Consider the following 24,868-nt stretch of genomic DNA (forward strand, 5'->3'; position numbering starts at 1 on the left):
CCTCTGCCTAGGGTAAGTCTTTGTCGCAGAAGCATTTTCCCTGATTCGGAGCCCCGATGCACCTCAACTCTGTGAGATATTCGGGTTAGTGGCGGTGATCGCCCAGCCCTTCGACGCATTGTACCAAGTGAGGCCGGGCCGCGGCCGCAGACCCGCGGTGGAGGCCGTGGTCAGGATGACGCCGCCGCCTTGTCGCTCCATGATCGGCACCACGGCAAGCGCCGCGTGATAGATCGCCTTCATGTTGACTGATGTGATCAGGTCGAAGGTTTCCTCGTCGACATCGAGCATGTCGCCGTTACGGTGGGTGTAGCCGGCATTGTTGACCATGATGTCAATGCGGCCGAAGGCGCTTTTGGCGGCATAGACCATCTCGTCGAATTCGGAGCGCAGCGAAACATCTGTCTGGGTCCAGATCGCCGCTTCACCGATCTCGCCGGCGACGCGCTCCGCCCCCTTGGCATTGAGATCGGCGACGACGACCCTGGCGCCCTCCTCGGCAAAGCGCCTGGCGATGCCCTCGCCAAACCCCGACGCAGCACCGGTGATGACAGCAACCTTGTTTTCCAGACGCATGTTTTTCCCGCTCATGATTGGTGACGATCGACCGGCACGCCAATAATGCACATCCACGCAATGCCGCGGCTACTGAACAGCATGGCTGAAAGATGTGCGGCCATCGCCGATTTCTCCTTTGGCTTTCGCCTCGATCCCGCTCTATGCTGCAACTGCGAAGGCTTCCGGAGCCGCGCCTGTCGACAAGCCTCCAGGTCATCGGACTGTCAAGGGGCAGGCGCATACACCCAGATGTGACACCATGGCACTGGAAAATTTAAATCGATTAGATTATATCAGCCGCGTCACAGCGACCGGCGTCAGAGCGGACAGACCATGACCAGCCAGATCATCCCCGTCGACCCTTTCGACTTCATCATTTTCGGCGGCACCGGCGATCTGTCCGAGCGCAAGCTTCTGCCGTCGCTCTACTATCGCCAGCGCGACCATCAGTTCTCCGAGCCGACGCGCATCATCGGCACGTCGCGCTCGAAAATGAGCGACGAGGAATTCCAGGCCTTCGCCAGCCAAGCGATCTCCGAGCACGTCAAACCGGCCGATATCGACGCCAAGGAACTGAAGACCTTCCTGGCGAGGCTATCCTATGTCTCGGCCGATGCAACGACCGGCGCCGGATTCGACAAACTGAAGAAGGCGATAGGCGACAGCGACCGCATCCGTGCCTTCTACCTGGCGGTGGCGCCGGCGCTGTTCGGGGATATCTCGCACAAGCTGAAAGAGTACAATCTGGTCACGCCGAACTCCCGCATCGTGCTGGAGAAGCCGATCGGCCGCGACCTTGCCTCGGCGCGAGCGCTCAACGATCTGGTCGGCGACGATTTCCACGAAAGCCAGATCTTCCGCATCGATCACTATCTCGGCAAGGAGACGGTGCAGAACCTGATGGCGCTGCGCTTTGCCAACGCGCTCTACGAGCCGCTGTGGAACTCCGCCCATATCGACCACGTGCAGATCACCGTGGCCGAGACCGTGGGACTGGAAGACCGCGTCACCTATTACGACAAGGCCGGCGCGCTGCGCGACATGGTGCAGAACCATATGCTGCAGCTGCTGTGCCTCGTCGCCATGGAAGCGCCGTCGTCGATGGACGCCGACGCGGTGCGCGACGAGAAGCTGAAGGTGCTGCGGGCGCTGAAGCGCATCAACGGCAACGAGGCGCCGAAGCAGACCGTGCGTGGGCAGTACCGCGCCGGTGCCTCGGCCGGCGGAGCTGTAAAGGGCTATGTCGAGGAGCTTTCCCACGACAGCAACACCGAGACCTTCGTCGCCATCAAGGCCGAGATCGGCACCTGGCGCTGGGCAGGCGTTCCGTTCTACCTCAGGACCGGCAAGCGGCTGGCAACCCGGGTTTCGGAAATCGTCATCGAATTCAAGCCGATCCCGCATTCGATCTTCGGCGACAGCGCCGGTCCGATCTTCGCCAACCAGCTGGTCATCCGGCTGCAGCCGGACGAAGGCGTCAAGCAGTTCATCATGATCAAGGATCCGGGTCCGGGCGGCATGCGGCTGCGCCAGATCTCGCTCGACATGAGCTTCGCGCAATCCTTCGATGGCCGCGCGCCGGACGCCTACGAGCGGCTGATCATGGATGTCATCCGTGGCAACCAGACCCTGTTCATGCGCCGCGACGAAGTCGAGGCGGCGTGGAAGTGGATCGACCCGATCCAGAACGCCTGGGAAAGCGCCAGACAAGAGGCGCAGGGCTATACGGCAGGCACCTGGGGACCCTCGGCCTCCATCGCACTGATCGAACGTGACGGGCGGACATGGCACGAGAGCAATTGAACAGCGCCGCTTACAGCTGGAACGGCTTCGCCGGGCGCCAGGAATTGGCGGCCGCCCTTGCCGGTCATGTCGCCGGCCGCCTGACCAAGGCAATCGCCGAGCGCGGCACGGGGCTGCTCGCCGTCTCCGGCGGCACCACGCCGGCAAAATTCTTCGCCGCTCTTTCGGCGATACCGATTGCCTGGGACAAGGTGATCGTGACGCTGGTCGACGAGCGCTTCGTGCCGGCCTCCTCGCCACGTTCCAACGCCGGGCTGGTGGCCGCCAATCTCTTGCAGAACGCGGCCAAGGTGGCGCGCTTCGTGCCGCTCTATCACGAGGCCACCAGCATCGAGGATGCGGCTTCCTCCGACAATGCGGCGCTCCAGTCATTGCCCTGGCCGCTCGACGTCGTCGTGCTCGGCATGGGGCCGGACGGCCACACCGCCTCGTTCTTTCCCGATGCCGACGACCTGGAAAAATTGCTCGATCCGTCCTGCGACAGGATCGTGCTGCCGGTTCATGCGTTGAGTGCGGGAGAGCCGCGGCTGACCCTGTCTCTGGCGCGCATCGTCGATGCCGGCTTCATCGCGGTGCACATTGAAGGCGAGGACAAGCGCACCGCCTTCGACGGCGCGGTTGCACCCGGACCGCGGAAACCAATCCGCGCCGTGCTCGACGCCGCGCATAAGCCCGTGGAGATTTTCTGGGCGCCCTGATTTGAACATACTGAGGGTCCCGGCGGACAGCCGGATTGTGTTCCGGGACCTCGCCTGAAAGGACCGACACCATGACCGCCAGACGCGACATCGAAGCCATCACCGAGCGCATCCGCGAGCGTTCAAAGCCAGGCCGGGAGCGCTATCTTAGCCGCATAGCCGAGGCGTCGAACCGCACCGCCAACCGGGCCGTGCTGTCGTGCGGCAATCTCGCCCACGGCTTTGCGGTGTGCAGCCCCTCGGAAAAACTGGCGCTGGGCGCCGACAAGGTGCCGAACCTCGGCATCATCACCTCCTACAACGACATGCTGTCGGCGCATCAGCCCTTCGAGACTTTTCCGGCGCTGATCAAGGACGCGGCACGCGAGGCCGGCGGCATCGCGCAGGTGGCCGGCGGCGTGCCGGCTATGTGCGATGGCGTGACGCAAGGCCAGCCCGGCATGGAGCTGTCGCTGTTTTCGCGCGACGTCATCGCCATGGCCGCGGCGATCGGCCTGTCGCACAACATGTTCGACGCCGCCGTCTATCTCGGCGTCTGCGACAAGATCGTGCCGGGGCTGGTGATCGCCGCCCTCACCTTCGGCCATCTGCCGGCGGTGTTCATTCCGGCCGGGCCGATGACCACCGGCCTGCCGAACGATGAAAAGGCCAAGGTCCGCCAGCTCTATGCCGAGGGCAAGGCCGGACGCGCCGAATTGCTGGAGGCCGAGTCCAAGTCCTACCATGGGCCGGGCACCTGCACCTTCTACGGCACGGCGAATTCCAACCAGATGCTGATGGAGATCATGGGCCTGCACACGCCGGGCGCTTCCTTCGTCAATCCAGGCACGCCGCTGCGCGAGGCCTTGACGCGCGAGGCGACGAAGCGGGCACTGGCGATCACCGCGCTCGGCAACGCCTATACGCCGGTCGGCCGGATGATCGACGAGCGCTCGATCGTCAACGGTGTCGTCGGCCTGCATGCCACCGGCGGCTCGACCAATCACACCATCCACCTGATCGCCATGGCGGCGGCGGCCGGCATCGCCATCACCTGGCAGGATATTTCCGACCTTTCGGAAGCGGTGCCGCTGCTGGCGCGGGTCTATCCCAACGGTCTCGCCGACGTGAACCATTTCCACGCCGCAGGCGGGCTCGGCTTCCTGATCCGCGAACTGCTCGACGAAGGCATCCTGCACGAGGATGTGCAGACGGTATGGGGCGAAGGCCTGCGGCCCTATGCGGTCGAAGCAAAACTCGGTGGCGACGGCAGCGTCGTGCGCGAAGCTTCGCCGCGGACAAGCGGCGACGAGAAAGTGCTGGCGCCGTTCAGCAAGGCGTTCCAGGCGACCGGCGGTCTTAAAGTGCTGTCGGGCAATCTCGGCCACGCCGTCATCAAGACTTCCGCGGTGAAGCCGGAGCGGCGCATCATCGAGGCGCCGGCCAAGGTTTTCGACAGCCAGCAAGGGCTGAACGAGGCGTTTAAGACCGGCACGCTGACCGGCGATTTCATCGCCGTCATCCGCTTCCAGGGGCCGAAGGCCAACGGCATGCCGGAACTGCACAAGCTGACTACCGTGCTCGGCATCCTGCAGGATCGCGGCCAGCGCGTGGCGCTGGTCACCGACGGGCGCATGTCTGGCGCCTCCGGCAAGGTGCCGGCGGCGATCCATGTGACGCCGGAAGCAGTCGAGGACGGGCCGATCGCCAGGATCCACGAAGGCGACATCATCCGGCTCGACGCCGAGGCCGGGACACTCGAGGTGCTGGTGCCGGCCGGCGACTTCGCATTGCGCCGGACGGCCGATGCCGACCTGATCGGCAATGAATTCGGTTTCGGCCGTGAGCTGTTTGCCGGCTTCCGGCAATTGGTCGGCCGCGCCGACCATGGCGCCAGCGCCTTCGGCACGGCTTGACGGAATCATCATCCTGTCCATGAAAAAGGGCGGCTCATGGCCTCGGCTCATGGCCGGCCTTTTTGCTGCCGGTCAAATGGCGGTCACGGCGTAACGGTGATTTCGCTCCGTTCGCCGGCCTTGACCGTCACCGGCATTTCCTTCTCATGCCCCGCGTCGGACATGTGTCGGACAACCACATAGTCGCCGGCCGGAACGGTCTGCTGCCAGGTATCGCCGTAGTTCAGGCCAAGCGCCTTGCGCTTGCCCTCAATGTCCTTTTTCGGTGACAGGATCTCGATCGAGTAGGCACCGGGGGCCGACATGGCCAGGACGCCGGCATCGAGCGGCACCTTGATATCCATGACATCACCGACCTTGATGCTGAACGGCTGCTCGACGACCGCGAGGTCAAGTGTGGTGACCGCGACATAGTCGTCCGGCGGCAGCCAGAACTTGCTGTCCGGTCCATAGGAATGCTCGACACTGTCACGCGTGCCATCGATTTTCTTCTTCGCCTTGACGATCTCGAAACCGAGGCCGGAACTGTCGGCCTTGTCACCGCCGGCGATATAGAAGGCGTTGAGCATGACATGGCCGACACCAACGATGACGTCCTTCTCGATCTTCTGCCCGGCGGCGAGCTGGATGGTTTCGGTGACGCTGCCGGCGCCAATCTGGACCGTGACCTTCTGTTCGCCCGCCGGCACGATGATTTTGGTGTCGCCATAGTGGGTGGTGCTGCCGCCCGGATAGGCGAAATTGAGGCTGGCCGCGTCACTGATGTCGGCGCCCTGGCTCGGCCGCGGATGAATGAGCATGGTGCCCGCGTTCAAGGTGAACAGCGGCTTGTAGACCTGACCGGCCTCGATCTTGACCTTCTGCTCCACCTTGGCCTCGTCGTCGCGTGCGACGACGATGTAGTCGCCCGGTTCGAGATTGCCATTGTAGGTGCCATATTCCGTGGTGACGGAACCGCCACGCGAGCCGTCGGCGTCCGCCTTGTAGATCTCCCAGGCGTTGCCGTCGGTGATAGGCTCGCCACCTTCGGCCATCACCACCGTCGGCTGGAAATTGAATTCAGGCTTGGCCGGCTCCGGTGCGGGCGCAGGAGCGGGAGCCGGTTCTGGAGCGGGTGCCGGCGCTGGTGCCGCCACGGTCTCGACAAGCGCCTCCTGCAACGCCTTCTCGTCGGAGGCCTGGATGTATTTGCCGCCGGTGTTGTCGGCGAGGCAGGCGATCTGCTTGCCTTCGTCGGCGGTGAGGCCGAAGCCGACGACATCGGCGGTGAAGTCGACGCCGGACGCCTCAAGCTCCTTGCCAAGCGCGCAGGGGTCGCCACCGCATGTTTCGAGACCATCGGTGATCAGCACGACGGTGGCCTTGTCCTCGGTGTATTTCAACGCCTCGGCTGCTTGCTTGACGGCAGAGGTCAGTGGCGTCTTGCCGAGGAATTTCAGGCTGTCGGCGGCGGCCGAAATGGCACTTGCCGAACCTGCCTGTGGCGGCACGATCAACTGGATGTCGTCGCAGCTGCCCTTTTCGCGATGGCCATAGGCCATGAAGCCGATTTCGTCGTCGGTGGGGACCGATTGAAGCACGGTTCGCAGCGACTCGCGGGCGATTTCGAGCTTGGGCTTGCCGTCGATCTGCGCCCACATCGAGCCGGAAGCATCGAGAATGACGATGACCTTGTTCGCGGCAAAGCCGAATGTCGTCATCGACAAAAGGAGCATCGCCGCAGCGACGCTCCGTGCAAGTCCCGCCATCGATATCTCCTCAAATCCGCCCTGATCCGGGCGGCAAAGCTATTTGACGCCGCGCCGGGACACAAGCCCGCGCGCCTATGCGTTAAGGGCTCCGAACTCAGGTTGACAAAGGACCTGACGACAGCCAGTTCGGCGGTGTTGGCAGCTTTTGTGCCGGATAGGAATTTTTTCTTGATTCCGTGACCTCAGCTATGGTACATGATCGTCCATGGTGCTGATTTGCGCCAGTGACCCGCCGCACAGGCGGGTTTTTCGTTTGATGCTCCGTCAGCCAATGCGCCCGCGAAGCTGCGAAGGAACCCGTTAACCCGAGTTCGTTGCCCTGGCCCGGTGCGCCGGGGCCGAATGCCAAACTTTTCAACGGAAGCGAAAACCGCTCAGTAGGTCGTGCGGCGCTCTTCCGAGGGCGGCCTGCCGAATTGCAGCCGGTAGCTCTGGGCAAAGTAAGAATGCGAGGTGAAGCCGGTCGCGATCGCCACGTCGAGGATCGGCATGTTGGTCTGGCGCAGCAGTTCGCGCGCCCGTTCCAGCCGCAGCCGCATATAATAACGGCCGGGCGTGACGCTGAGATGGCGCAGGAACAGGCGCTCCACCTGGCGCACCGACAGGCCGGCGGATTTTGCCAGCTGCACCGCCGACAGCGGCTCGTCGAGGTGGTCGGCCATCAGTTCGACAATGCGCCTAAGCTTCTCCGACTTGCCGGTCAGGTCGCGTTCCGGACCGACACGCTGGCGGTCGCCGGCCGAGCGGATGCGTTCGTGCTGGAACTGGTTGGCGACGCCATTGGCGAGATTCGAGCCGAAATCGCCGCGCACGATCTCCAGCATCAGGTCGATCGAGGTGGTGCCGCCGGCGCAGGTGTAGCGCTTGCGATCGATCTCGAAGACATTGCCCGTGCAGTTGATGTCGGGGAAGCGCTCGACGAAGCCGGCGCGGTTTTCCCAATGGATGGTGCAGCGATAGCCTTCGAGCTGGCCGGCCTCGGCAAGCAGGTAGGAGCCGACCGACAAGGCACCCAGCGCGTTGCCGCGCCGGCCCCAGCTGCGCAGCGCCGCCAGCACCTTGCTCTTGCCGGGAAATTCCGTCGTCAGCCCGACCGAGACGAAGAGGATATCGACCGGCGGCAGGTCGGCGACGGCGTAGTCGATCTTGAGCGGCAGGCCATTGGAGGCCATCACCGGATCGCCGTCGGCCGACACCGTGGTCCAGCCGTAGAAGTCGCGGCCGAGCAACCGGTTCGCCGACCGGAACGTATCGATCGCCGCGGCCAGCGAGAACATGGAGAACTTGTCGACCAGCAGGAATGCGAACTGCCGGCCGCCTTGAACGGGATCAGTCATGACCGGCCGTTCTGAGGGAACACTGGGGTTCGGCAAAGTTGCGGCTTTCTGGCGGGTCAGAAGGACGGCCGTTTCAATCCGGCCGCAAGGTAGGCCGAGGCTAACGTATTGGCCATCAGCATGGCAATGGTCATCGGCCCGACGCCGCCGGGCACCGGCGTGATCGCGCCGGCGGCCTTGGCCGCTTCGGCATAGGCGACGTCGCCGACGAGGCGCGACTTGCCCTCGCCCTTCTCGGGTGCGGGAATGCGATTGATGCCGACATCGATGACGGTGGCGCCGGGCTTCACCCAATCGCCCCTGATCATCTCCGGCCGGCCGACGGCGGCGACAAGAATGTCTGCGGTGCGGGCAAGTGCCGGCAGGTCTTTGGTGCGGCTGTGGGCGACTGTGACGGTGCAGTTGGCCGCAAGCAAGAGGTTGGCCATGGGCTTGCCGACGATGTTGGAGCGGCCGACGACGACGGCATTGAGGCCGGACAAATCCTTGCCGCGCACCCGCTCGATCAGAAGCATCGAGCCGGCCGGCGTGCAGGGCACAAAGGCAGTCTCGAGTTCACCGGTGCCGAGCTTGCCGACATTGATGAAATGGAAGCCGTCGACATCCTTTTCCGGCGCGATGGTCTGGATGATCTTGCCGGCGTCGATATGGGCAGGCAGCGGAAGCTGCACCAGGATGCCGTTGATGGCCGGATCGGCGTTGAGGTCGCCGATGATGTTCAGCAATTCCGGTTCGGAGGTTTCGGCCGGCAGCGTGTGCTGCACGGAATGAAAGCCGCATTCCTTGGCGGTGCGCGATTTGGAGGCGACATAGACCTGGCTGGCCGGATCCTCGCCGACGATGACCACGGCAAGACCGGGCTTGGCCTTGCCTTTGGCGACAAGCTCGGCCGTCAGCGTCTTGACCGTCCGCACAACGTCTTCGGCAACGCTCTTACCATCAATCACTTCGGCCATGGACCACCCTCAACACCAAAATGCCCAAGCGCGTCGCTTCCGGAAGCGGCGCGCTTTCTGATCTTTCACAGCGTGGCATCTTCACGAAAATTCCAACACGCAATCCCGCCAAAGCGCCGTCCCATGCCGTTTACGCGAAACCGGCATGCTTTTGTACGACACGGCGAAGAATTTTGTGGCTCAGAAGTACCGGCGGCGCGCGCGGCTCTCGGTGAGTTCGCGGACCGCTTCGCGGAATTCGCGCAGGCTGGCGCGGATTTCCTCGATTGGCGCTTGCGGTTCGACGTCCTGCTCGGCCTGCCGTGCCTCCACAGATGGCTCGCGAGGCTGGGTCTCCTGCTGCGGCGAGGTGGGATGTTGCGGATAGAGCGCGGAAGCAGGCTGAGGCGGATAGGGCAGCTGCCCGGCATTGGGGGCCGACATGGACTGCTGATAGCCAGGCTGCTGCGTGTAGGCCAAAGGCTGCGCGTAGGGATAGAGTTGCGGGCCCGAATACGCTCGCGGCGGCACCATGTGCGCAGGCTGAGGCGGCTGCGCCATCTGCTGGGCATAGGGAACAGGATTACCGGACTGGAAGGGCGGCGGCGGCGGGTAGGCCGCCGCGACCTGCTGCCGAGGCGTAAAGGCCGGCGCCGACTGGGGATAGGGGGAGTACGCCGGATCTTGCGTTGGCTTCCCGTTTTCATCGGAGACCCACTCGGTATCGAAGGGCTCTTCCGGGGACGGCTTGCGGGACACGGCCTTGCGCAGCCTCGACAGCAGCGCGCTGACCCTGCCGGGGCCTTCGTCTGGCGTGATCCCGGCCTGCTGGACAGGCGGTGGTGCAGCCGGCGGTGGCGGCGCAGGCGGAGGTGCCGACGCTTGCGGCGCTGGTGGTTGCGGCGCAGGCGGGAGCGCTGCCCGATATGGCTTGTCCTCGTAGGGCGTCCGACGTTCGTCCATGCTGCGGTCGCGGCGCGATCGCGAATTGGCGGTGTCGCGCAGGCTCTCATAGGCGCCACGCATGGCGCCGAGGCCAATGCCGGAGGCAAAGCCCAGCAACAGGCCGGCAAGCGCCACCACGACCCGCGACGGCCCGTTCGCCTCGAGCGGCGCGAAGGCCTTCGAGATCACGTTGATGTTGGCGGTGTTGATGTCCTTCTGCTCGCCGGTCTCCTTGGCGCGCAGCAGATACTGTTCGTAGACGGAGCGCTTGGCGGTAGCCTCGCGCTCCAGTTCGCGCATCGACACCAGATCGCCGTTGACGTCGCCGCTGCGAACCTTCAGCTGCGCCAGACGAGAGGCGAGATCCTGTTCGAGCTGGACCGCGCGCTTGAGGTCGACCTGCAGCGACGAGCCGATGCGGCGCAGCTCCGCGGCGATGCGGTCGCGTGCACCGGCAAGCTGGGCATTGAGCGCCTGGAGTTCGGGGTGGCGCGGGCCGAACCGGATGGCGGCGCGATCAGCCTCCTGCTTGAGCGACGCATATTGCGAACGCAGATCGCTCATCGTGTTGGAGTTGATCTCCTCCGGCAAGGTGCCGGTGAGAACAGAGTTGACGTCGACCGAACGCGCCGAAGCGGCCCGGGCGTTGAGTTCAAGCGTGCGGGCGCGGGCAACCGCCAGCTGCTCGTTGAGCTTCATCATCTCATCCTCGCTGATGAGGTGGCCCTGCGCGTCGACAAGGTCGTGCGAGGCCCTGAAATCCTCGACCTTTCGCTCGGCCGCCTCGACGCCCTTGCGCAGTTCGTCCAGTCTTGCCGTCAGTTCGTCGGTGGCGCGGCCTGCGGTATCCGACTGGATCTGGCCGAAAGTCTGCAGGAAGACATCCGTCATCGTGTTGGCGATCAGTGCCGATTTCTCGCCATTCTGCGTGGTGGCGCTGACGGTGATGACGAAGGTCTTGCCACCGCGTTCCACCGAAAGGCTCTCGGCCAGATTGCCGACGGCAAGCGCCCGGCGACGGGTGTCGTCGACACCACCTGGCCCGTCATTGCGTGACAGGATGGAGCGGATGAGCGACATGACGCCGAGGCCGCCGCCCTGCCCATTGAATTCCGGGTCGTTGACGAGATTGAGCTTGTCGACGACCTTGTTGAGAACAGTGCCTGATGTCAGCACCCGGACCTGGTTTTCGACGATGGCCAGCGTCGCGTCGGAAGCGACGACCGACTGGGTGAGGTCGCGATCGGTGAGCTTCAGGTCGCGCGGATCGACGATCAGTTCGGTGGTGGCTTCGTATTTCTTCGGCGTCGACAGAGCGATGGCAATGCCGAGCGCGGCACCCAGTATCGTCGTCGTCACGATCAGCGCCTTCGACTTGCCAACACCACGGACGACCTGCATCGGATCGATCAGCGGCTTCCACCGCTGGCTGTCGGCGCCTTCGTCGTGGGATGCCGGCGCGTCGCCTGAGCGATAAGGTCCGGATGCAGGATCGGGGCGATAGGCGCCCGCGGTTTCGGTAGACTGTGTCGGTGGCGTGGTTTGCGCAGGGTTCGCCGACGAGGCCGTCTCATAGCCAGCCTGATACCCGTCCGTTGCGGCCGGATCCGACAGCTTCAGGTTCGTCCGCGTTTCGCGTTGTGAACGGGCGAGACGATGACGCGTGGCGGCATCCTCGCGCCATGACGGGTCTGCCCGGTCCCCGATCGAGACCAGGGACGCGTCGGGTTCGTCGCCGCGCACAGCCTGGCCTAGCGCCAGCAACGAGCGCTCGCGCTTCCAGTCTTCGCGGTTTTCCCTGTCGACCATCGTCCGGAACTTTACCCTTGGCGACCTGCGAACGGCGATTGGCCATTCGTTAGCCCACGCTAAACTTACAAGCCCAGAATTCCGCGAAGTGGGAACTTCTTTTGGCGTCAAATGGGCAGAAATAGGCGAACTGGGCAGTTCGTTTGGCCATGGACTCGTTGGTTTGGAACTTGGCACTGGTATGGTTAAGGGGCCGTTAAGCCAGGCCACCCAGAATGCTGTCCCGCTGCGAAGTCAGAGGTCGGCTGGCGTATTCTCTTCCCAGAAGGCGGGCGTGAGTAAAATTGGATATCTTGGCGTGCCGTCATGCAACCAACGATCAGTATGTGATCGTCACGACCACCGTATCCGTATAGACGCCGGCCGAGGGCGTAGTCTGCGGCGGCACCCGGCCATACACCGTCAATGCTTGGACCAGACCGTTTCCGGTACCGGGCACCGTGCTTCCGGGCGTCGCCGCATCGCCCCATGGTTGCGAGCGTGCCGCGTCCTTGTAGAGGCCATAGGTAACGGTCTCGGCACCCTTCGACATTTTGCGCGCCGTCGGGGCCGAATTTGTGGTGCCACCGTTGAGGGATACGGTGTAGGCCGTCCCCGAGGTACAGGTGACGGAAACCCCGCCGGTGGCGTCGACATCGGCGCTTAGCACCCCTTTGGCGCCGAAGTCGATGTTCTGGACCGTGACGAGACAGTTCGCTGCCACGGACGCGTTCACCGTAAAATTGGTGGTGGTTGCGGTGCCCGCCGACGTCGTACAGTCACTGCCGAGACTATAGCGATAACGAAACGGTGTGTTCGCACCGGAAAACGTCGAAAGATAGCTTCCGGGAACAGCCGTCGACTGTCCGCCCAGAACAGCGCCGTAGATGGTAATTGCCCCCGATCCTGATCCAAGAGCGTTCAGCGTCAGGGCATAGGCCGGCGAACGGGCGGCATAGGGCCAGCTGTACGAACCCCAGATAACGCTGCGCGTCGAATCCGAATAGATCTGATAGTTGAGTGGATTGGCTCCGCTCAGCATCTGACGCGCCGCAGCGGACGTTGCTCCGCCGCTGCCCTCAGCGAGATTGGGACAGAGCAGGATGCGCTGCAGGCCAATCCCGGTGCAGTCTACGCTGATCGAAGCTGTTGAGTTAGTCTGGCTGCCAGATAGGGTGTCGACGCTCCCGAAATTCAGGTTGGAACTGCTGAAACTGCAACTTTGCGCAAAAGACAGCGAGGGCAACAACAAGAAGAGCACAAAACCGACGGCACGAAGCATGTTTGATCCTTGTCTCACAAGCATTTCAGATCGTTGATCACGACCTGTTTTCCCGGCACTGGCTTGTAAGGAAACTCGGCGCGACAGGTCTTTCCGTCACTCAGATCGATGACGATTGCGTTGTGCGCCCTCAGCCCGCGAATGTAGGCTTGGCCGTCATAACCGACGAAGAAGTCTTCAGAGCTGCCCTCAAGCTTGCCGGAAAGGCCGGCTTGCAATGGCGCACCGTCCTTGTCCGCAATGGTAACCAGCGCGGCCCGCGGCGTTTCCGAGACTCCGAATTTCACAACCACGCCGCTACGGTCGGCGGGCACGACCGTTTCCCTGGTGGCCGGAACATCGGCATCAACCGGCAGATTCTTCGGATCGATCGAAATCGTGTTCAGTTCGTAGGAATTGAGATCAGGCACCAGAATACGGCCACGACGGTCGGTCTTGCCGACAGGTCTGTTCTGACGTTCAACCTCCACTCCCGGCGTGCCAACATCCACGACGGCAAAGGCGTCGTCGATCCGGTTGGCTGCGAATACGCCGCCGCCGGCCACCGCGATTGCGCCATCCATCCGCGCCGTCGCCCGAACATCGTGATCATACTGCTGGACGCCGGCCTCGAAGCGCGCGAACGGAGCGCGATAGCTGACCGCCGCCGAGCGGTTGGGAACGTCTCCTTCCGATGTCCGCGCACGCCAGCCGATGCTTCCGTTCTCAAGCCGCTCTGCCTTGGCGACGTCGGCCACGACGTTCACACCATTGGGGCCCTGCTCTACTCCCGTGGAGGCGGTGATACCTTCGCCGAAGGGGATCGAAACGCCGGCAAAAACACCAAAACTTTTGCGATCCTCAAGATCAGTGAACGCCGTAGCGTAGAGCGTGCTCCGCTTGAATATCTGCTGGCTGTAGGAGAGCCCGACAATCTGGCTCTGCTCGCCTTCGGCATCCTCCAGGTGGGTGTAGGAAAGGTTGAGACTCGACAGATCGAGCGGCATCGGCACGCTCAGCGTTACCTGATCGATCGCGCGCGGAACGTCGGGACTGAAGATCGGAAGACCATCCGGTCCCGAGAATTCTGGTTCGGCCGTCACCGAGGCGATGTCCTCATAGTCTCCGAACGCCCTTTGAACCCTGCCGTACAGCGACCATCCCTCGTAGGTGAGTTCCAGCGACGCGTTCACCAACGAGCCGGTGTCTCCGTCGTGGTGGCTTCCCGCAACCGCAACCGAAGCAGCGCCATACGGTCCGAGCGGAAAGGCAACACCCAATCCCCCGTTGAGCAGCTCTTGACCGCCCTCGAAATGGCCCTCGAGCGTCAGCCAGTTGGTAAGCCCGTAGCGGGCGGTGGCGACGCCCATGACGCGCTGGTCGTAGTCGTTGGATTCGACGCCGAAATTTCGGCGCGGAAGTCCGGCCTCGGCCGAAAAATCAAGCAGGCCCTGTCGCAGGAGCATACTGGATGCGTAGAACGGAAGCGTTGCCGTGGTTTCCCTTCCAAGACTGTCTCGCAGCACCACGCGTGCCTCTCCGGCTCCCGTGAACACCGGCACGTTGATGACCTGGAATGGCCCTGCCGCCACGTCGCCAGCGTAGGTGCGTACATTCTGGGTATAGACCTCTAGGGTCGAAGGCACGGCTGCCGTGCCTTCAAACGAGGGGAGTGGAAGGGTGACCAAATCCGAACGAAGGGAAAAATTGCGCTGTGCCTGGATGCCGCCGAGATAAACAGGTCGGGTCCATGACAGGCCACCGGAAACGAAATCTCCCGCCCTGTAGGTGACCATGCGGTCAGGGTCCGAATAACTCCAGGTGGTGTTCAGCCGGGTGAAGTCCTGGAGCTCGCCGTCGGAATAACCGGTGATGAATGACTGGGCCAGCGTTCCGTACGGGCTGAAGGCGCGTGCATCGAAGGCGCCGGAGACGCCCTGAAACAACTCGACGTTATCATCGAACAGCGTGTTGGAGCTTGCAAAGAGGGAATAGTTGAGGACGGCCCCGTAGTCCGATTGCGGCTTCAGGCGATCCTGCTTTTCCGCCGGGCCGACATCGATCGTGCGGGCGGCGCGACCGTCATTGGTGGTGGTGACATAAAGCCGCTGCGCCGTCTCATCGACGCGAAAGGAGATGCCCGGCAACCGATCAAGCCTGGCGAGGCCATCGGCGCCGATCGCCTCCTCGCGTGGTTTGAGGCCGACCTCCTGCAGTTCCCCTGGGGCGGCCGCAAGGCCGCCATCCGGCAGTTCCTTGAAGTTGCCGATCATCTTAGATGAAATGTCGTTGATGAACACTTCCAAATAGAGATCGCGCCCAGCGGGCCGAGCCGAATTGGAAATGTCTTGTGCCGGTGCGTCCGGAATCTCTTGCGAGTTCACCTGCGACGAAGAGCAAATCACAAGAACGCCGGCAGCCGCCGTGCTAGCGACCCTGAACGGCGACTGTGGCATCGAATGGTCCAAAATCGCTCTGCGCCTTAAGCGTCACGGAGCTTCCGGACAGCGATTTGCCGCTGCCGATCGGCCATTGCATTGATGCCCCACCCAAAACGTAGCCAACAAGTCCGCTCCGGCTCGCTAGTTTTTTACCTCCCTGGTTCAGAGTGATGTTTGACAGTCTCAGTCGGCTATCACCGTCGTTGCGTGCCTTGAGGATCAGTCCACCGCCGGCGCGCGAAAGACTGAACGACACGTTCGGCGTCGAAGCGTCGGGACTGCGGAAGAAGACCGGGATCGAATACCGCAGGACCAGGGTCACGGTCCCGGCCTGTCGGCGCGAAGGGTCCGGCAATTCGTCGACAACGACGCGATAGCTTTCCTCGGTTCGAACCGGCGCCTTGCCGACCCGCAGGACCCGGACCACGTAGTCGGCGTCGGGGCCGAGTTTGGTTGAAGGCGGGCTGACCACCACGTCCGACGTCGGCTCCAGCCGTTCAACGCCATCCACCTGCGTCCATCTGAAGACGCGGACTTGTACGTTGATCGGCCGCTTCGCGTCATTGTGGAGGTTGAGAACCGCAGCACTGTCTGGTGCAATCAGTTCGAGATTGGTCGGGGCTACCCTCAGCGAGGCGGCTTGTGAAAATCCGGCGCACAGCAGAACAAGGGCCGCCGCGCCAATGCTTGAAAGCATGGTTCGCATGTCGTTCTCGCTTCGCTGTTGTCAGTAGGTAACGGTGATCGCGACGGTGTCGGTATAAACGCCGGCCGCCGGTGTGGATTGCGGCGGCACCCGCCCATAGACGGTAAGGTTCTGGACACTACCGTTGCCGGTTCCCGAGACTGTGTCCGTGCCGACAGTGATACCCCAGTTCTGTGTGCGGGCAGTGTCACGGTAAAGCGCGTAATTGATTGTCGCCGCCGCCGGGCCGGTCATTTTGCGAGCGGTAACAGTTGCGCCGGCTCCGCCACCGGCACTCAAGCCGACATTGTAGGTCTGTCCGCTCGTGCATTGCACGCCTATCGTGCTGGTCAGATCGACATTGGCATCGATGACGCCCCTCGTGCCGAAATCCAGATCGCTGGCGGTCTGAACTTTGCATTCGGCCTGGATGGTGATGCGAACGGTCATGTTGCCGGTCGCCGTCGCGGCGAACGCCGGGCCCGGCGGCACGATCGCGGCAAGCGCCGCAATACTCGATGCGAGAGATCTCCTAAGCATGCACGGTTCCCTTCTTCAGAGTGCCCTTAACGCATGCCACTACGCCCCTTTCACCTGTCGCGGGTGCCCCCCAACGTGATGACCAAGCGTTGGTCAAAGCATATCGGAAGGGCTTTTCAATACAACCGCTTATTGAAACGCCGACTTTTTGACCTCCTTTGCATTAGCAATACCTAAATTATTAGCAGTGAAACTTTCAAGGCAGAAATTGGGAACTTGATTCCGCGCTGCTAGCGTTGGATGCGCCGCAACGGAGGCGTCGAACCAGCCTATGAACCGATTGGTCTAATCAAGCTGAAGGGCGGGACAATGCGTGGTCAATGGTACCCGCGCGCCCGAGCCTTGGGAGATCGCGCTTTGGATCCTCGACCGGAAGTACGAGGAGAAACGCGACGGATAATCTTCACCGCCGGGCCAATCAAGTCCGAATCCGATTTTGCCGAATCAGCAGGCGCGGATAGACCGGCAAAAAGCCCGCCGCTTGCCACGCTGAGGAGCGGTTTCTCTCTCTGCCAACCTCTATTTTCAACACAGCCTTAAGCTCCAGAACGGCACGTTAAGCTTTCCGGCCTAGGCTCTGTTTGAGACATGACGCAGGCCAGTGACATACCGCAAAGGCGGCCCCTCGCCCGGATCGGCAGCTTTTTGGCCGAACGACGGGGGCTGCTTCGCGACTATTTCTCGGCGATCAGCGGCGCCGGTGGGCGACTGGTGTTTTCACTCGCCTATTTCATCGCGCTGGCCAACACGCTGTCCATTTCCGAGTTCGGCATGTTCGCCACGGCGTCGGCGGCCGGCGTCATGCTGTCGCGCATCCTCGCCTTCGGTTTCATCTCGGCACTCTACCGCACCGCCACTATCCGCCCCAATCTGATCGGCACCTTCACCGCCGGCTTCCTGCTGCTCGGCCTGCTGTCGTTGCCGCTGCTGGCCGCGGCCTCGTTCGGCGTCTATCTGATCTTCTTCGCCAGCACCGTGCCGCTGGCGGTGTTTGCGGCAATCGTCTTTGCCGAAGCGCTGTTGTGGCGGCCGGTGGAGGTGGCGCTGATCGTCAACAACGGTCTGGGCAAATTCGGCCGCGCCGCGGTGCTGGCCATCCTGGCGACGGCGCTGCGGGCGCTCGGCGCGGTGCTGTTCATGTTCTCCGCGCAACACAGCGTCTGGATATGGTCGTGGTTTTATATCGGCGCCAACGCCGCGTCCCTGATACTGGCGTTCGGCTGGTTCTATCCGCGACAGCGGCTGCGGCTGCGCATCGAGCCGTATCTCCGGCGGCTGGCCGATTCCATCTATGTCGCCGGTGCAGAAGTGCTGTTCTACCTGCAGATGGAGTTCGACAAGCTGCTGGTTCTGGCGATCGGCGGCCCGCATCTGGCCGGTATCTACGCCATCATCATGCGGCTGGTCGACTTGACCGCCATTCCGATCCGAACCTTCTCGATGATGCTGGTGCAGCGCATGATGCGCGCGCCGGAAATGCTGTCACGGCTGGCGGTCAAGAGCGGCATCGAAGGCGGCGTGTTCGCGGTCTCGACGCTGGCGCTGCTGGCGCTCGGCATCGTGCTGCACTTCTTCCCCAATGCGCTTGGCAAGAATGTCGCCGAGGCCGCGCCGCTGGTGCTGCTGGCGATCTGCGTGCCGGGGTTGCGCAATCTGGTCGAATACCAGGCCGAGCTTTTGTTTGCACGCGGCCAGACCTTGGTGCGGGCGCTCAATCTCGGCCTGCTTGCCGCACTGAAGGCGCTGTTGCTGACCTATGTGCTGACGACCATCCTCGACACGCCGAACCTGGTGCTGTCGCTCAATGTCGTCTTCCTGCTTCTGTACCTCGCCTCGACGCTGCTCACCTATTCGGCGATGCGCAAGCCAGCAAAGCCGGTCTAAGACTTCCGGTTCCCGTTTTTCGTGATCATGCTTCGTTAAGCCCGATCAAACGGCGGATGCGGCCGATATCGGTGCCGATAAAGGACTGCATGCCGATCGCCACCTGCTCCGGCGCCATGGCGGCGACGAAGTTGCGGAACTCGTCGTCCGATAGCGCCTCGCCGGTCCAGTGCACCCGGCAGAACTCTTCCGAACCGTGGAAGTGGCCGGCGCCCTCCAGCAGATCGTCGACGTAGCGGCCGTAGATCATGCATTCGGAGAATTTGCGCGCCGAGCCGACGACCTCGACCCAGTTTCGGCCATGGACCTTCTCGATCTGGCCGCACATGGCCAGCACGGTGTCGCGCCGCCAGGCAATCAGCGTCGAGATGTAGTCGTGGTTCGATGTCCGGGATGGGTCGATGCCAAGCGCCGCACCCGCGTTGCGCGACCAAATGCGATGCTCTTCATGACCTTCGTGCGCCAGCGCACCGTCGCGGCGGAACAGCCGCGCCTTGCCGTCATGCCAGAAAGTGCCGCAGTCGAAAGGTTTGAGGAAAGCGACATCGGAATCGCAGAAGATCAGCACATCCTCGGATGCGTGCGCCGATATCGCGATGCGGCGCAGCTGCTGCACATGCCAGCCGCGCAGCGGCTGGGTCTTCAGGCTGAGCCAAATGCGGCGACGAAACAGGCTGAGCGGGTCGTCGAAGGCGTGCAGCCAGCGCGGCAGCAATTCCCGCTCGTCGACGATGGTACGCCGGCCGGTTTCCAGTTGGCGAAACAGCCTGACATCGCGATGTTCGACCAGGATATAGTGGTGCGCCGCGCCGGAAACGTGGCGATCGAGTGTCTCGCACAACAGGCGGCAGCGCTCGAAATCGGGCGCGTAGCTTGCCGTCACTAGTGCCGCCGTCGGCATCCGCCGAAGCGGGCTTGGCTCGACAGCGGCACCTGGAACGAACCTGCTGTTCAACGGATGTCTCCCGCAGCTTCGGGTGCACGCGAGAATCTCTGCCTGACGACGCGCAGCAGGAACAGGGGATTGCCGACCACATAGCGGCGCCACAGGCGGCCCGGTTCGACAGCCAGCCGGAACAGCCATTCGAGCCGCAGCCGGCGCATCCACAAGGGCGCCCGGGGCACCGAGCCGCTCAGGAAATCGAGCAGCGCGCCGACGGCGATCGGCAGCGTGCAGTGGCGTGCGTCGATGTGGCGTTCGATCCACAATTCCTGGCGCGGCACACCCATGGCGACGAGCAGCACGTCGGGCCGCAGCGCGGCTATCCGGTCGACGATTTCCGTCTGCTGGGCAGCCGAGAAATAGCCGTCATGGATGACCACGAAGCGGTGCTGCACGGCCAGTGCCGCAAGCTTGACCGACGCCGCTTCGGCGTTGACGCGCGTCGCGCCGAGCAGCCCGACCGTCAGCGGCGTCGTCGAGGCCTGCAGGAAGGCGGGGACGAAATCGGTGCCGTTGAGATTGTCCGGGAACGGCGCCCCGTAGAGAAGTCTCGCCGCCAGATCGACACCGATGCCGTCGGGCAGGATGAGGAAATCATCGAGCGCCTCGGCGAAGACCGGATCGGTATAGGCGATGTTGGCGTTGTGGGCGTTGAGGAAACTGACCTTGGTGAAGCGCCGCTCGGCGACCAGCCGGTTCAGCAGGACGATGGCATCGTTCCAGCGGATCGCAACCACCGGAATGCCGAGGATCGTCTTCAGCGTGTCGAGCCCGAACGCGGCGCGGGCGGCATGCATGTTCATGCAAACGCCTCCTGCCTGACGGGCCCGAGCTTTTCGAGGCCGAGCCGGATGGCGGTGTCGAGCGCCTTGACCTGCGAACGCCGGAATGTGCTGCCGTCGACGTCGCGGACGTCGGCCGCCGCGGCTTCGAGAGCCCTGGCGAAGGCGGCGGGATCGTCGGTGACGACGCAATTGGACGGGCGATGGTCGATGCCGCGCAGCGAGCGGCTGGTGGCGACGGACGGCAGGCCGAGCTCGAAGGTTTCGATGGTCTTCAACTGGACGCCGCTGCCCGCGGTGCTGATCAGCGGGATGACGGCAGCGCTACGCACGAAGGCCTGTGCGTCCGGCACGCGGCCGACAAATTCGACACCCGGATGCTTCGACGTGACGCCCGCGGGCATGCTGCCGGCGATGCGGATGCGGAAGTCGCGCCGAAGATGCGGCACCACCTTGCCCAGGAACCAGTCGAGGCCGATGCGGTTCGGCTGCCAGGTCCAGGTGCCGATCAGCGCCGCATCGCAGTCGATGTGACGTGACCCTTTCCGGGTCGGTGCCTCGACGCCGGTCACCAAAGGCAGCACCGCCGAGCGGTCGTCGGAGGCGACACCGAGTGCCGCGCGGTCTTCCTCGGCGAGCGTGAAGACGAAACGCGCACGGCGACAGAGGCGCTCTTCCACAATCTTGAGCAACCTCGCCTCACGGCGAAACAACTGGCGCTGAAAGGGGCCGCCGGCGGCAGCGGCGTTCTCCCGCGCCGATAGATGCTCGACATTGTGGGCGACGAAGATCGAAGGCCGGTCAGCGAACAGTTTTTCGAAGGCGCCGGCGAACTGCACGGAATTCAAGACATAGCCGTCAACCGGACCGGCGCTCTCGATGGCGGCGAGAACAGCGCCGTCGGACACGGCGCGCAACTTGGCCGACGCGAAGGTGAGGCCCGAAAGCAGTGCCTTGCCGACCCAGGCCAGCTTTTGCCGTGCGGAGGCATTGTCCGTGCGCACGTCGATCGCACCCAGCACCATGGTGTTGTCGGGATCGGCCGCGGGTTTCCCCGGCCAGGTGAAGCCGATGACCGTGACTCGCGCGCCAGCGCGCCGCAAGGCGGCGATGATCGCGGCGTTGGCGATCTCGTAGCCCGAGGCGAGAGCGCCGTCGGGCACGATCGATGTGGCGAACAGCAGATGCATCTCACCTATCCTGTGGTGCAGCCGGTAGCAAAGTGCGGTGAACCCTTGATTAAGCCAGCACATTCGACGACCGAAAGCCCCTGTCTGCGGGGCTTCTCCGTGCAAGGTGATTAACGAAACCTTATCACCGTGGTGCTACCCAGAACCCAACTCACCATGTGGCTGGACACGGATGATCCCTTTGCCATCGGACGGTTCGGTATCGATCGCGGGACGCTCGCCGCGGCTTGACGTCGAGGCCATCGAAGCGGTCGTCACTTTGCCAACTTTCAAGCGGCCCGAGCAGGTGCTGGAAACGCTGGCGTCGCTGCGCGCACAGCAGACCGGCAGGCGCTTTGCCGTCATCGTCATGGAAAACGAGGCCGAGGCGCGGGCCGGCGCCAAGGCGGCACTGCCGCTGTTCGAGCGCGGCGAGATACCGGGTCTGGTCATCATCGCGCATGAGCGCGGCAATTGCAGCGCCTACAATGCCGGCTGGCAGACAGCGATCCTGCAGTTCCCGAACTTCCGGCATCTGCTGGTCATCGACGACGACGAGATCGCCGATCCGCGGTGGCTGGAACGGATGTGCAAGGCAGCCGAAACGCTCGGCGCCGATGTCGTCGGCGGCCCGCAGGTTCCCGTGTTTGCCGATCCCGCCCATGCGGGATGGGCAGACCACCCGGTGTTCGCGCCTTCCTACCGGGAGACGGGACGCGTGCCCGCGCTCTATTCCTCCGGCAATCTTCTGGTCGGACGCAACGTGCTGACCGCGATGGGGCCGCCCTTTCTCGACCTCAAATTCAATTTCATGGGCGGCGGCGATTCCGATTTCCTGAGCCGGGCGGCGCAAAGCGGCTTCGTGCTTGGCTGGTGCGCCGAAGCGGAAGTGCAAGAAACCGTTCCGGCCCGGCGTATCGAAGCCGACTGGATCCGTGCCCGCAGCCTGCGCAACGGCGTGATCTCGACACTGGTCGAAAAGAAGAAACGCGCCGGCAGGCCACTCGCCGGCGCCAAGGTGTTGCTGAAGAGCCTGGCGCTGCTTGCAGCCTCGCCGTTTCGCGGCCTGATCCGCCTGGCGCGAACCGGATCACCGGCGATCGCCATCTACCCCGTCCATGTGGCGCTGGGCCGCGTGCTGGCCGAATTCGGATATGCCAATGAGCAATACCGCCAGCCTGAGAAAAACTGAGCGCGCCCCGCTCAGCGCCGCGTTCACGCGCGAAGGCGTGGCCACCGCCATCGCGGCGCTTCTGTTCACCGTCACCATGGTGTCCTTCCGGCCATTCCAGCCGGCCGGCGCCGAACTCACGGGGCAAGGCGGCGACATCGTCAACCAGCTTGGCTTCAGTTCGCTCGGCGCCATGTCGATCTTCTCGCTGATGGCCTTTGCCGATCCGCGCGTGGTGCGCTCGCTGCTCAGCCCTTCCTGGATGCTGATGCTGGGTTTCTTTTTCCTGTCGGTGATGCTGGCGACCGATCCGCCGTCGGCGATGCGCGCCGCCTCCTTCACGCTAATCGGCATCCTGACCATGGCGACGATCCTGGTGCTGCCGCGCGACGCCGAAGCTTTTTCAAAAGTCATCATCTTCACCGCCGTCGTGGTCATGGTCCTTTGCTATCTCGGCCTCATCGTCTTTCCGCACGAGGCGATGCACACCGCCGACTCACAGGAGCCCGAACATGCCGGCCTGTGGCGCGGCGTGTTCACCCACAAGAACATCGCCGGCCCGATCATGGCCTGCCTCAGCTTCGCGGGTCTGTATCTCTACCGGCGCGGGCAACGGTACTGGGGTGCCGGGATCTTCTTCGCGGCGATGATCTTCATGCTGCACACCGGCTCAAAGACAACAGCCGGCCTGGTGCCGTTCTCGATCCTGATCGTGATGTTCCCGAGCCTGATAGGCATGCAGCTCGGCACGCCGATTCTGTTTGCCTTGGCGATCATCGCCACGGCGGTCGGCACGCTAGGCATCGTCTTCCTGCCGCCGATAAAACATCTGGCGGCGATCTATTTCCCCGACATGACCTATACCGGCCGCACGACGCTGTGGGAGTTCGCCGGCGGCATGCTGGCGAAGAAGCCATGGACCGGCTACGGCTATGAAAGCTTCTGGGGCACGCCGCTCTTGCTCAACCAGGACCAGCCTTTCGACCGGCCGTGGGACATCAGAACCATCGTGCACGGCCATAACGGCTATCTCGATATTGCCGTGCTGATGGGCATTCCGGCCCTTTGCGTGGCGGTTTACACCTTCCTCATCGCGCCGCTGCGCGACTACATGCGCATACCGCTGCGCAGGGAGAACATCTTTCTCGGCGACTTCTTCATGATGGTGGTGCTGTTCACGGCGCTGAACGCTTTCCTCGAAAGCTTCTTCTTCCATCGCGGCGACCCGGTCTGGCTGTTCTTCGTGCTCGGCGTCCTTGGGCTGAGGCAAGTTTCGCTGCGGCCGATGGCCGTGCGTGACCCCGATCACGGTGCACGATCTTCCCGTTCCTCCTGACGGGGGCTTCCCCACGGAACAGCCAGCGTCTATGTGAAGGCCTTCCTTCGGAGGCTTTCGATGACGATCAGGCTTGTTCTCGCCGGCTGCGGCAATATGGGTTACGCCATGCTCTCGGGCTGGCTGAAATCCGGCAAGCTTGCGCCGTCGGCGGTTTTCGTGGTCGAGCCCAAAGCCGATCTGCGCAATCGCGCGGAAACGCTAGGCTGCGCGACATCAGCCGATGCCAGCGGCATTCCGGCAGATGCCGTGCCCGATCTCGTCGTCATCGCGGTGAAGCCGCAGGTGATCCGCGACGTCACCGCCGCCTACAAGCGCTTCGCCGATGGCCGCACCACCTTCGTCAGCATCGCCGCCGGCACGCCTGCCGCCACCTTCGAGGACATCCTGGGCAATCGCGCGCCAGTCGTGCGCTGCATGCCCAACACGCCGGCGGCGATCGGCAAGGGCATGATGGTGGTGTTCTCCAACAGACTGGTTTCCGACGACACCAAGCGTTTCGTCGCCGACCTTTTGTCGGCGAGCGGCGAAGTGGCCACCATCGACGACGAGGGTTTGATGGATGCGGTGACCGCCGTGTCGGGGTCGGGCCCGGCCTACATCTTCCATTTCATCGAAGCGCTGACCGTGGCCGCCGAGAAGGCCGGCCTGCCGACGGCAACCGCCAAGCTGCTCGCCAAGCAGACCGTCTACGGTGCTGCCTCGCTTGCCGCCGAAAGCGGCGAGGAGCCGGGCGTGCTGCGCCAGCAGGTCACCAGCCCCAATGGCACGACGGCCGCGGCGCTAGACGTGCTGATGGGCGAGGACCGGCTGACGCGCCTTCTCACAGAGGCGGTGGAGGCTGCGCGGCTGCGGTCGATCGAACTGGGGAAGTAAGGCATTAGCTGCTTATGTTGACGGCTTGGCGGAAATGCACATGGTTTTCGTCATCCTGGGGCGCAGCAAG

General features: G+C 63.4%; 18 protein-coding genes and 1 pseudogene. 7 read left to right on the forward strand and 12 right to left on the reverse strand.

The features are described 5' to 3' along the window. Nucleotides 1-87: 87 nt before the first annotated feature. Nucleotides 88-576 (reverse strand): annotated as a pseudogene (locus NKH03_RS26000) (SDR family NAD(P)-dependent oxidoreductase); the annotation flags it as partial. Between the two features lie 315 nt (nucleotides 577-891). Here NKH03_RS26000 and zwf point away from each other — a divergent pair. From zwf to edd, 3 genes are all read left to right on the forward strand, one after another. Next, nucleotides 892-2,361: a glucose-6-phosphate dehydrogenase gene (zwf, locus tag NKH03_RS26005; protein ID WP_352882741.1), complete on the forward strand. Its 1,470-nt coding sequence runs from the start codon at nucleotides 892-894 to the stop codon at nucleotides 2,359-2,361. Continuing rightward, nucleotides 2,343-3,059, forward strand: a complete 717-nt coding sequence (gene pgl / locus NKH03_RS26010; protein ID WP_352971440.1) for a 6-phosphogluconolactonase — start codon at nucleotides 2,343-2,345, stop codon at nucleotides 3,057-3,059. Before zwf ends, pgl begins: the two co-directional genes overlap by 19 nt. A gap of 71 nt (nucleotides 3,060-3,130) precedes the next feature. Continuing rightward, complete coding sequence (gene edd, locus NKH03_RS26015) at nucleotides 3,131-4,954, forward strand: phosphogluconate dehydratase (protein ID WP_352971442.1); 1,824 nt, start codon at nucleotides 3,131-3,133, stop codon at nucleotides 4,952-4,954. 83 nt (nucleotides 4,955-5,037) lie between these two features. Here edd and NKH03_RS26020 read toward each other — a convergent pair whose 3' ends face one another. From NKH03_RS26020 to NKH03_RS26055, 8 genes are all read right to left on the reverse strand, one after another. Then, nucleotides 5,038-6,702, reverse strand: coding sequence for a vWA domain-containing protein (locus NKH03_RS26020; protein ID WP_352971444.1), 1,665 nt, complete (start codon nucleotides 6,700-6,702; stop codon nucleotides 5,038-5,040). A gap of 377 nt (nucleotides 6,703-7,079) precedes the next feature. Further along, complete coding sequence (locus NKH03_RS26025; protein ID WP_013530232.1) at nucleotides 7,080-8,042, reverse strand: GlxA family transcriptional regulator; 963 nt, start codon at nucleotides 8,040-8,042, stop codon at nucleotides 7,080-7,082. 56 nt (nucleotides 8,043-8,098) lie between these two features. Then, on the reverse strand, nucleotides 8,099-8,998 hold the full coding sequence (folD, locus tag NKH03_RS26030) for a bifunctional methylenetetrahydrofolate dehydrogenase/methenyltetrahydrofolate cyclohydrolase FolD (protein WP_352971446.1): 900 nt from the start codon (nucleotides 8,996-8,998) through the stop codon (nucleotides 8,099-8,101). Nucleotides 8,999-9,178: 180 nt separating this feature from the next. After that, nucleotides 9,179-11,731, reverse strand: coding sequence for a GumC family protein (locus NKH03_RS26035; RefSeq protein ID WP_352971448.1), 2,553 nt, complete (start codon nucleotides 11,729-11,731; stop codon nucleotides 9,179-9,181). Between the two features lie 319 nt (nucleotides 11,732-12,050). Further along, nucleotides 12,051-12,992, reverse strand: coding sequence for a Csu type fimbrial protein (locus NKH03_RS26040; RefSeq protein ID WP_352971449.1), 942 nt, complete (start codon nucleotides 12,990-12,992; stop codon nucleotides 12,051-12,053). 14 nt (nucleotides 12,993-13,006) lie between these two features. Continuing rightward, nucleotides 13,007-15,427: a fimbria/pilus outer membrane usher protein gene (locus NKH03_RS26045; RefSeq protein WP_352971452.1), complete on the reverse strand. Its 2,421-nt coding sequence runs from the start codon at nucleotides 15,425-15,427 to the stop codon at nucleotides 13,007-13,009. Then, nucleotides 15,399-16,118 (reverse strand): fimbrial biogenesis chaperone, encoded by a 720-nt coding sequence (locus NKH03_RS26050; RefSeq protein ID WP_352971454.1) that lies wholly within the window; start codon nucleotides 16,116-16,118, stop codon nucleotides 15,399-15,401. Before NKH03_RS26050 ends, NKH03_RS26045 begins: the two co-directional genes overlap by 29 nt. A gap of 21 nt (nucleotides 16,119-16,139) precedes the next feature. Beyond that, nucleotides 16,140-16,637, reverse strand: a complete 498-nt coding sequence (locus NKH03_RS26055) for a Csu type fimbrial protein (RefSeq protein WP_352971456.1) — start codon at nucleotides 16,635-16,637, stop codon at nucleotides 16,140-16,142. A gap of 588 nt (nucleotides 16,638-17,225) precedes the next feature. On the opposite strand from NKH03_RS26055, the gene NKH03_RS26060 reads away from it, so the two are divergent. Next, nucleotides 17,226-18,521: a lipopolysaccharide biosynthesis protein gene (locus tag NKH03_RS26060; protein ID WP_352971457.1), complete on the forward strand. Its 1,296-nt coding sequence runs from the start codon at nucleotides 17,226-17,228 to the stop codon at nucleotides 18,519-18,521. Between the two features lie 25 nt (nucleotides 18,522-18,546). On the opposite strand, the gene NKH03_RS26065 is transcribed toward NKH03_RS26060, so the two are convergent. Genes NKH03_RS26065 through NKH03_RS26075 form a run of 3 tightly spaced genes read right to left on the reverse strand, consistent with a single transcriptional unit; the run spans nucleotide 18,547 to nucleotide 21,436 of the window. Further along, nucleotides 18,547-19,476 (reverse strand): DUF6492 family protein, encoded by a 930-nt coding sequence (locus NKH03_RS26065; protein WP_352971459.1) that lies wholly within the window; start codon nucleotides 19,474-19,476, stop codon nucleotides 18,547-18,549. Continuing rightward, nucleotides 19,473-20,267 (reverse strand): WecB/TagA/CpsF family glycosyltransferase, encoded by a 795-nt coding sequence (locus NKH03_RS26070; RefSeq protein ID WP_352971461.1) that lies wholly within the window; start codon nucleotides 20,265-20,267, stop codon nucleotides 19,473-19,475. Before NKH03_RS26070 ends, NKH03_RS26065 begins: the two co-directional genes overlap by 4 nt. Continuing rightward, the gene (locus tag NKH03_RS26075; RefSeq protein ID WP_352971463.1) at nucleotides 20,264-21,436 is read right to left on the reverse strand and encodes a glycosyltransferase family 4 protein; all 1,173 of its coding nucleotides are present in this window, start codon (nucleotides 21,434-21,436) and stop codon (nucleotides 20,264-20,266) included. Before NKH03_RS26075 ends, NKH03_RS26070 begins: the two co-directional genes overlap by 4 nt. Before the next feature lie 172 nt (nucleotides 21,437-21,608). On the opposite strand from NKH03_RS26075, the gene NKH03_RS26080 reads away from it, so the two are divergent. From NKH03_RS26080 to proC, 3 genes are read left to right on the forward strand one after another with little or no spacing between them, the layout of a single operon-like run. Then, the gene (locus NKH03_RS26080) at nucleotides 21,609-22,607 is read left to right on the forward strand and encodes a glycosyltransferase family 2 protein (protein WP_352971465.1); all 999 of its coding nucleotides are present in this window, start codon (nucleotides 21,609-21,611) and stop codon (nucleotides 22,605-22,607) included. Further along, on the forward strand, nucleotides 22,576-23,922 hold the full coding sequence (locus NKH03_RS26085; RefSeq protein ID WP_352971467.1) for an O-antigen ligase family protein: 1,347 nt from the start codon (nucleotides 22,576-22,578) through the stop codon (nucleotides 23,920-23,922). The genes NKH03_RS26080 and NKH03_RS26085 overlap by 32 nt, the downstream gene beginning before the upstream one ends. A gap of 60 nt (nucleotides 23,923-23,982) precedes the next feature. After that, nucleotides 23,983-24,798, forward strand: coding sequence for a pyrroline-5-carboxylate reductase (proC, locus tag NKH03_RS26090; protein WP_352971469.1), 816 nt, complete (start codon nucleotides 23,983-23,985; stop codon nucleotides 24,796-24,798). Nucleotides 24,799-24,868: the final 70 nt, after the last annotated feature.

The organism is Mesorhizobium sp. M1406 (assembly GCF_040317555.1).
Classification (GTDB): domain Bacteria; phylum Pseudomonadota; class Alphaproteobacteria; order Rhizobiales; family Rhizobiaceae; genus Mesorhizobium.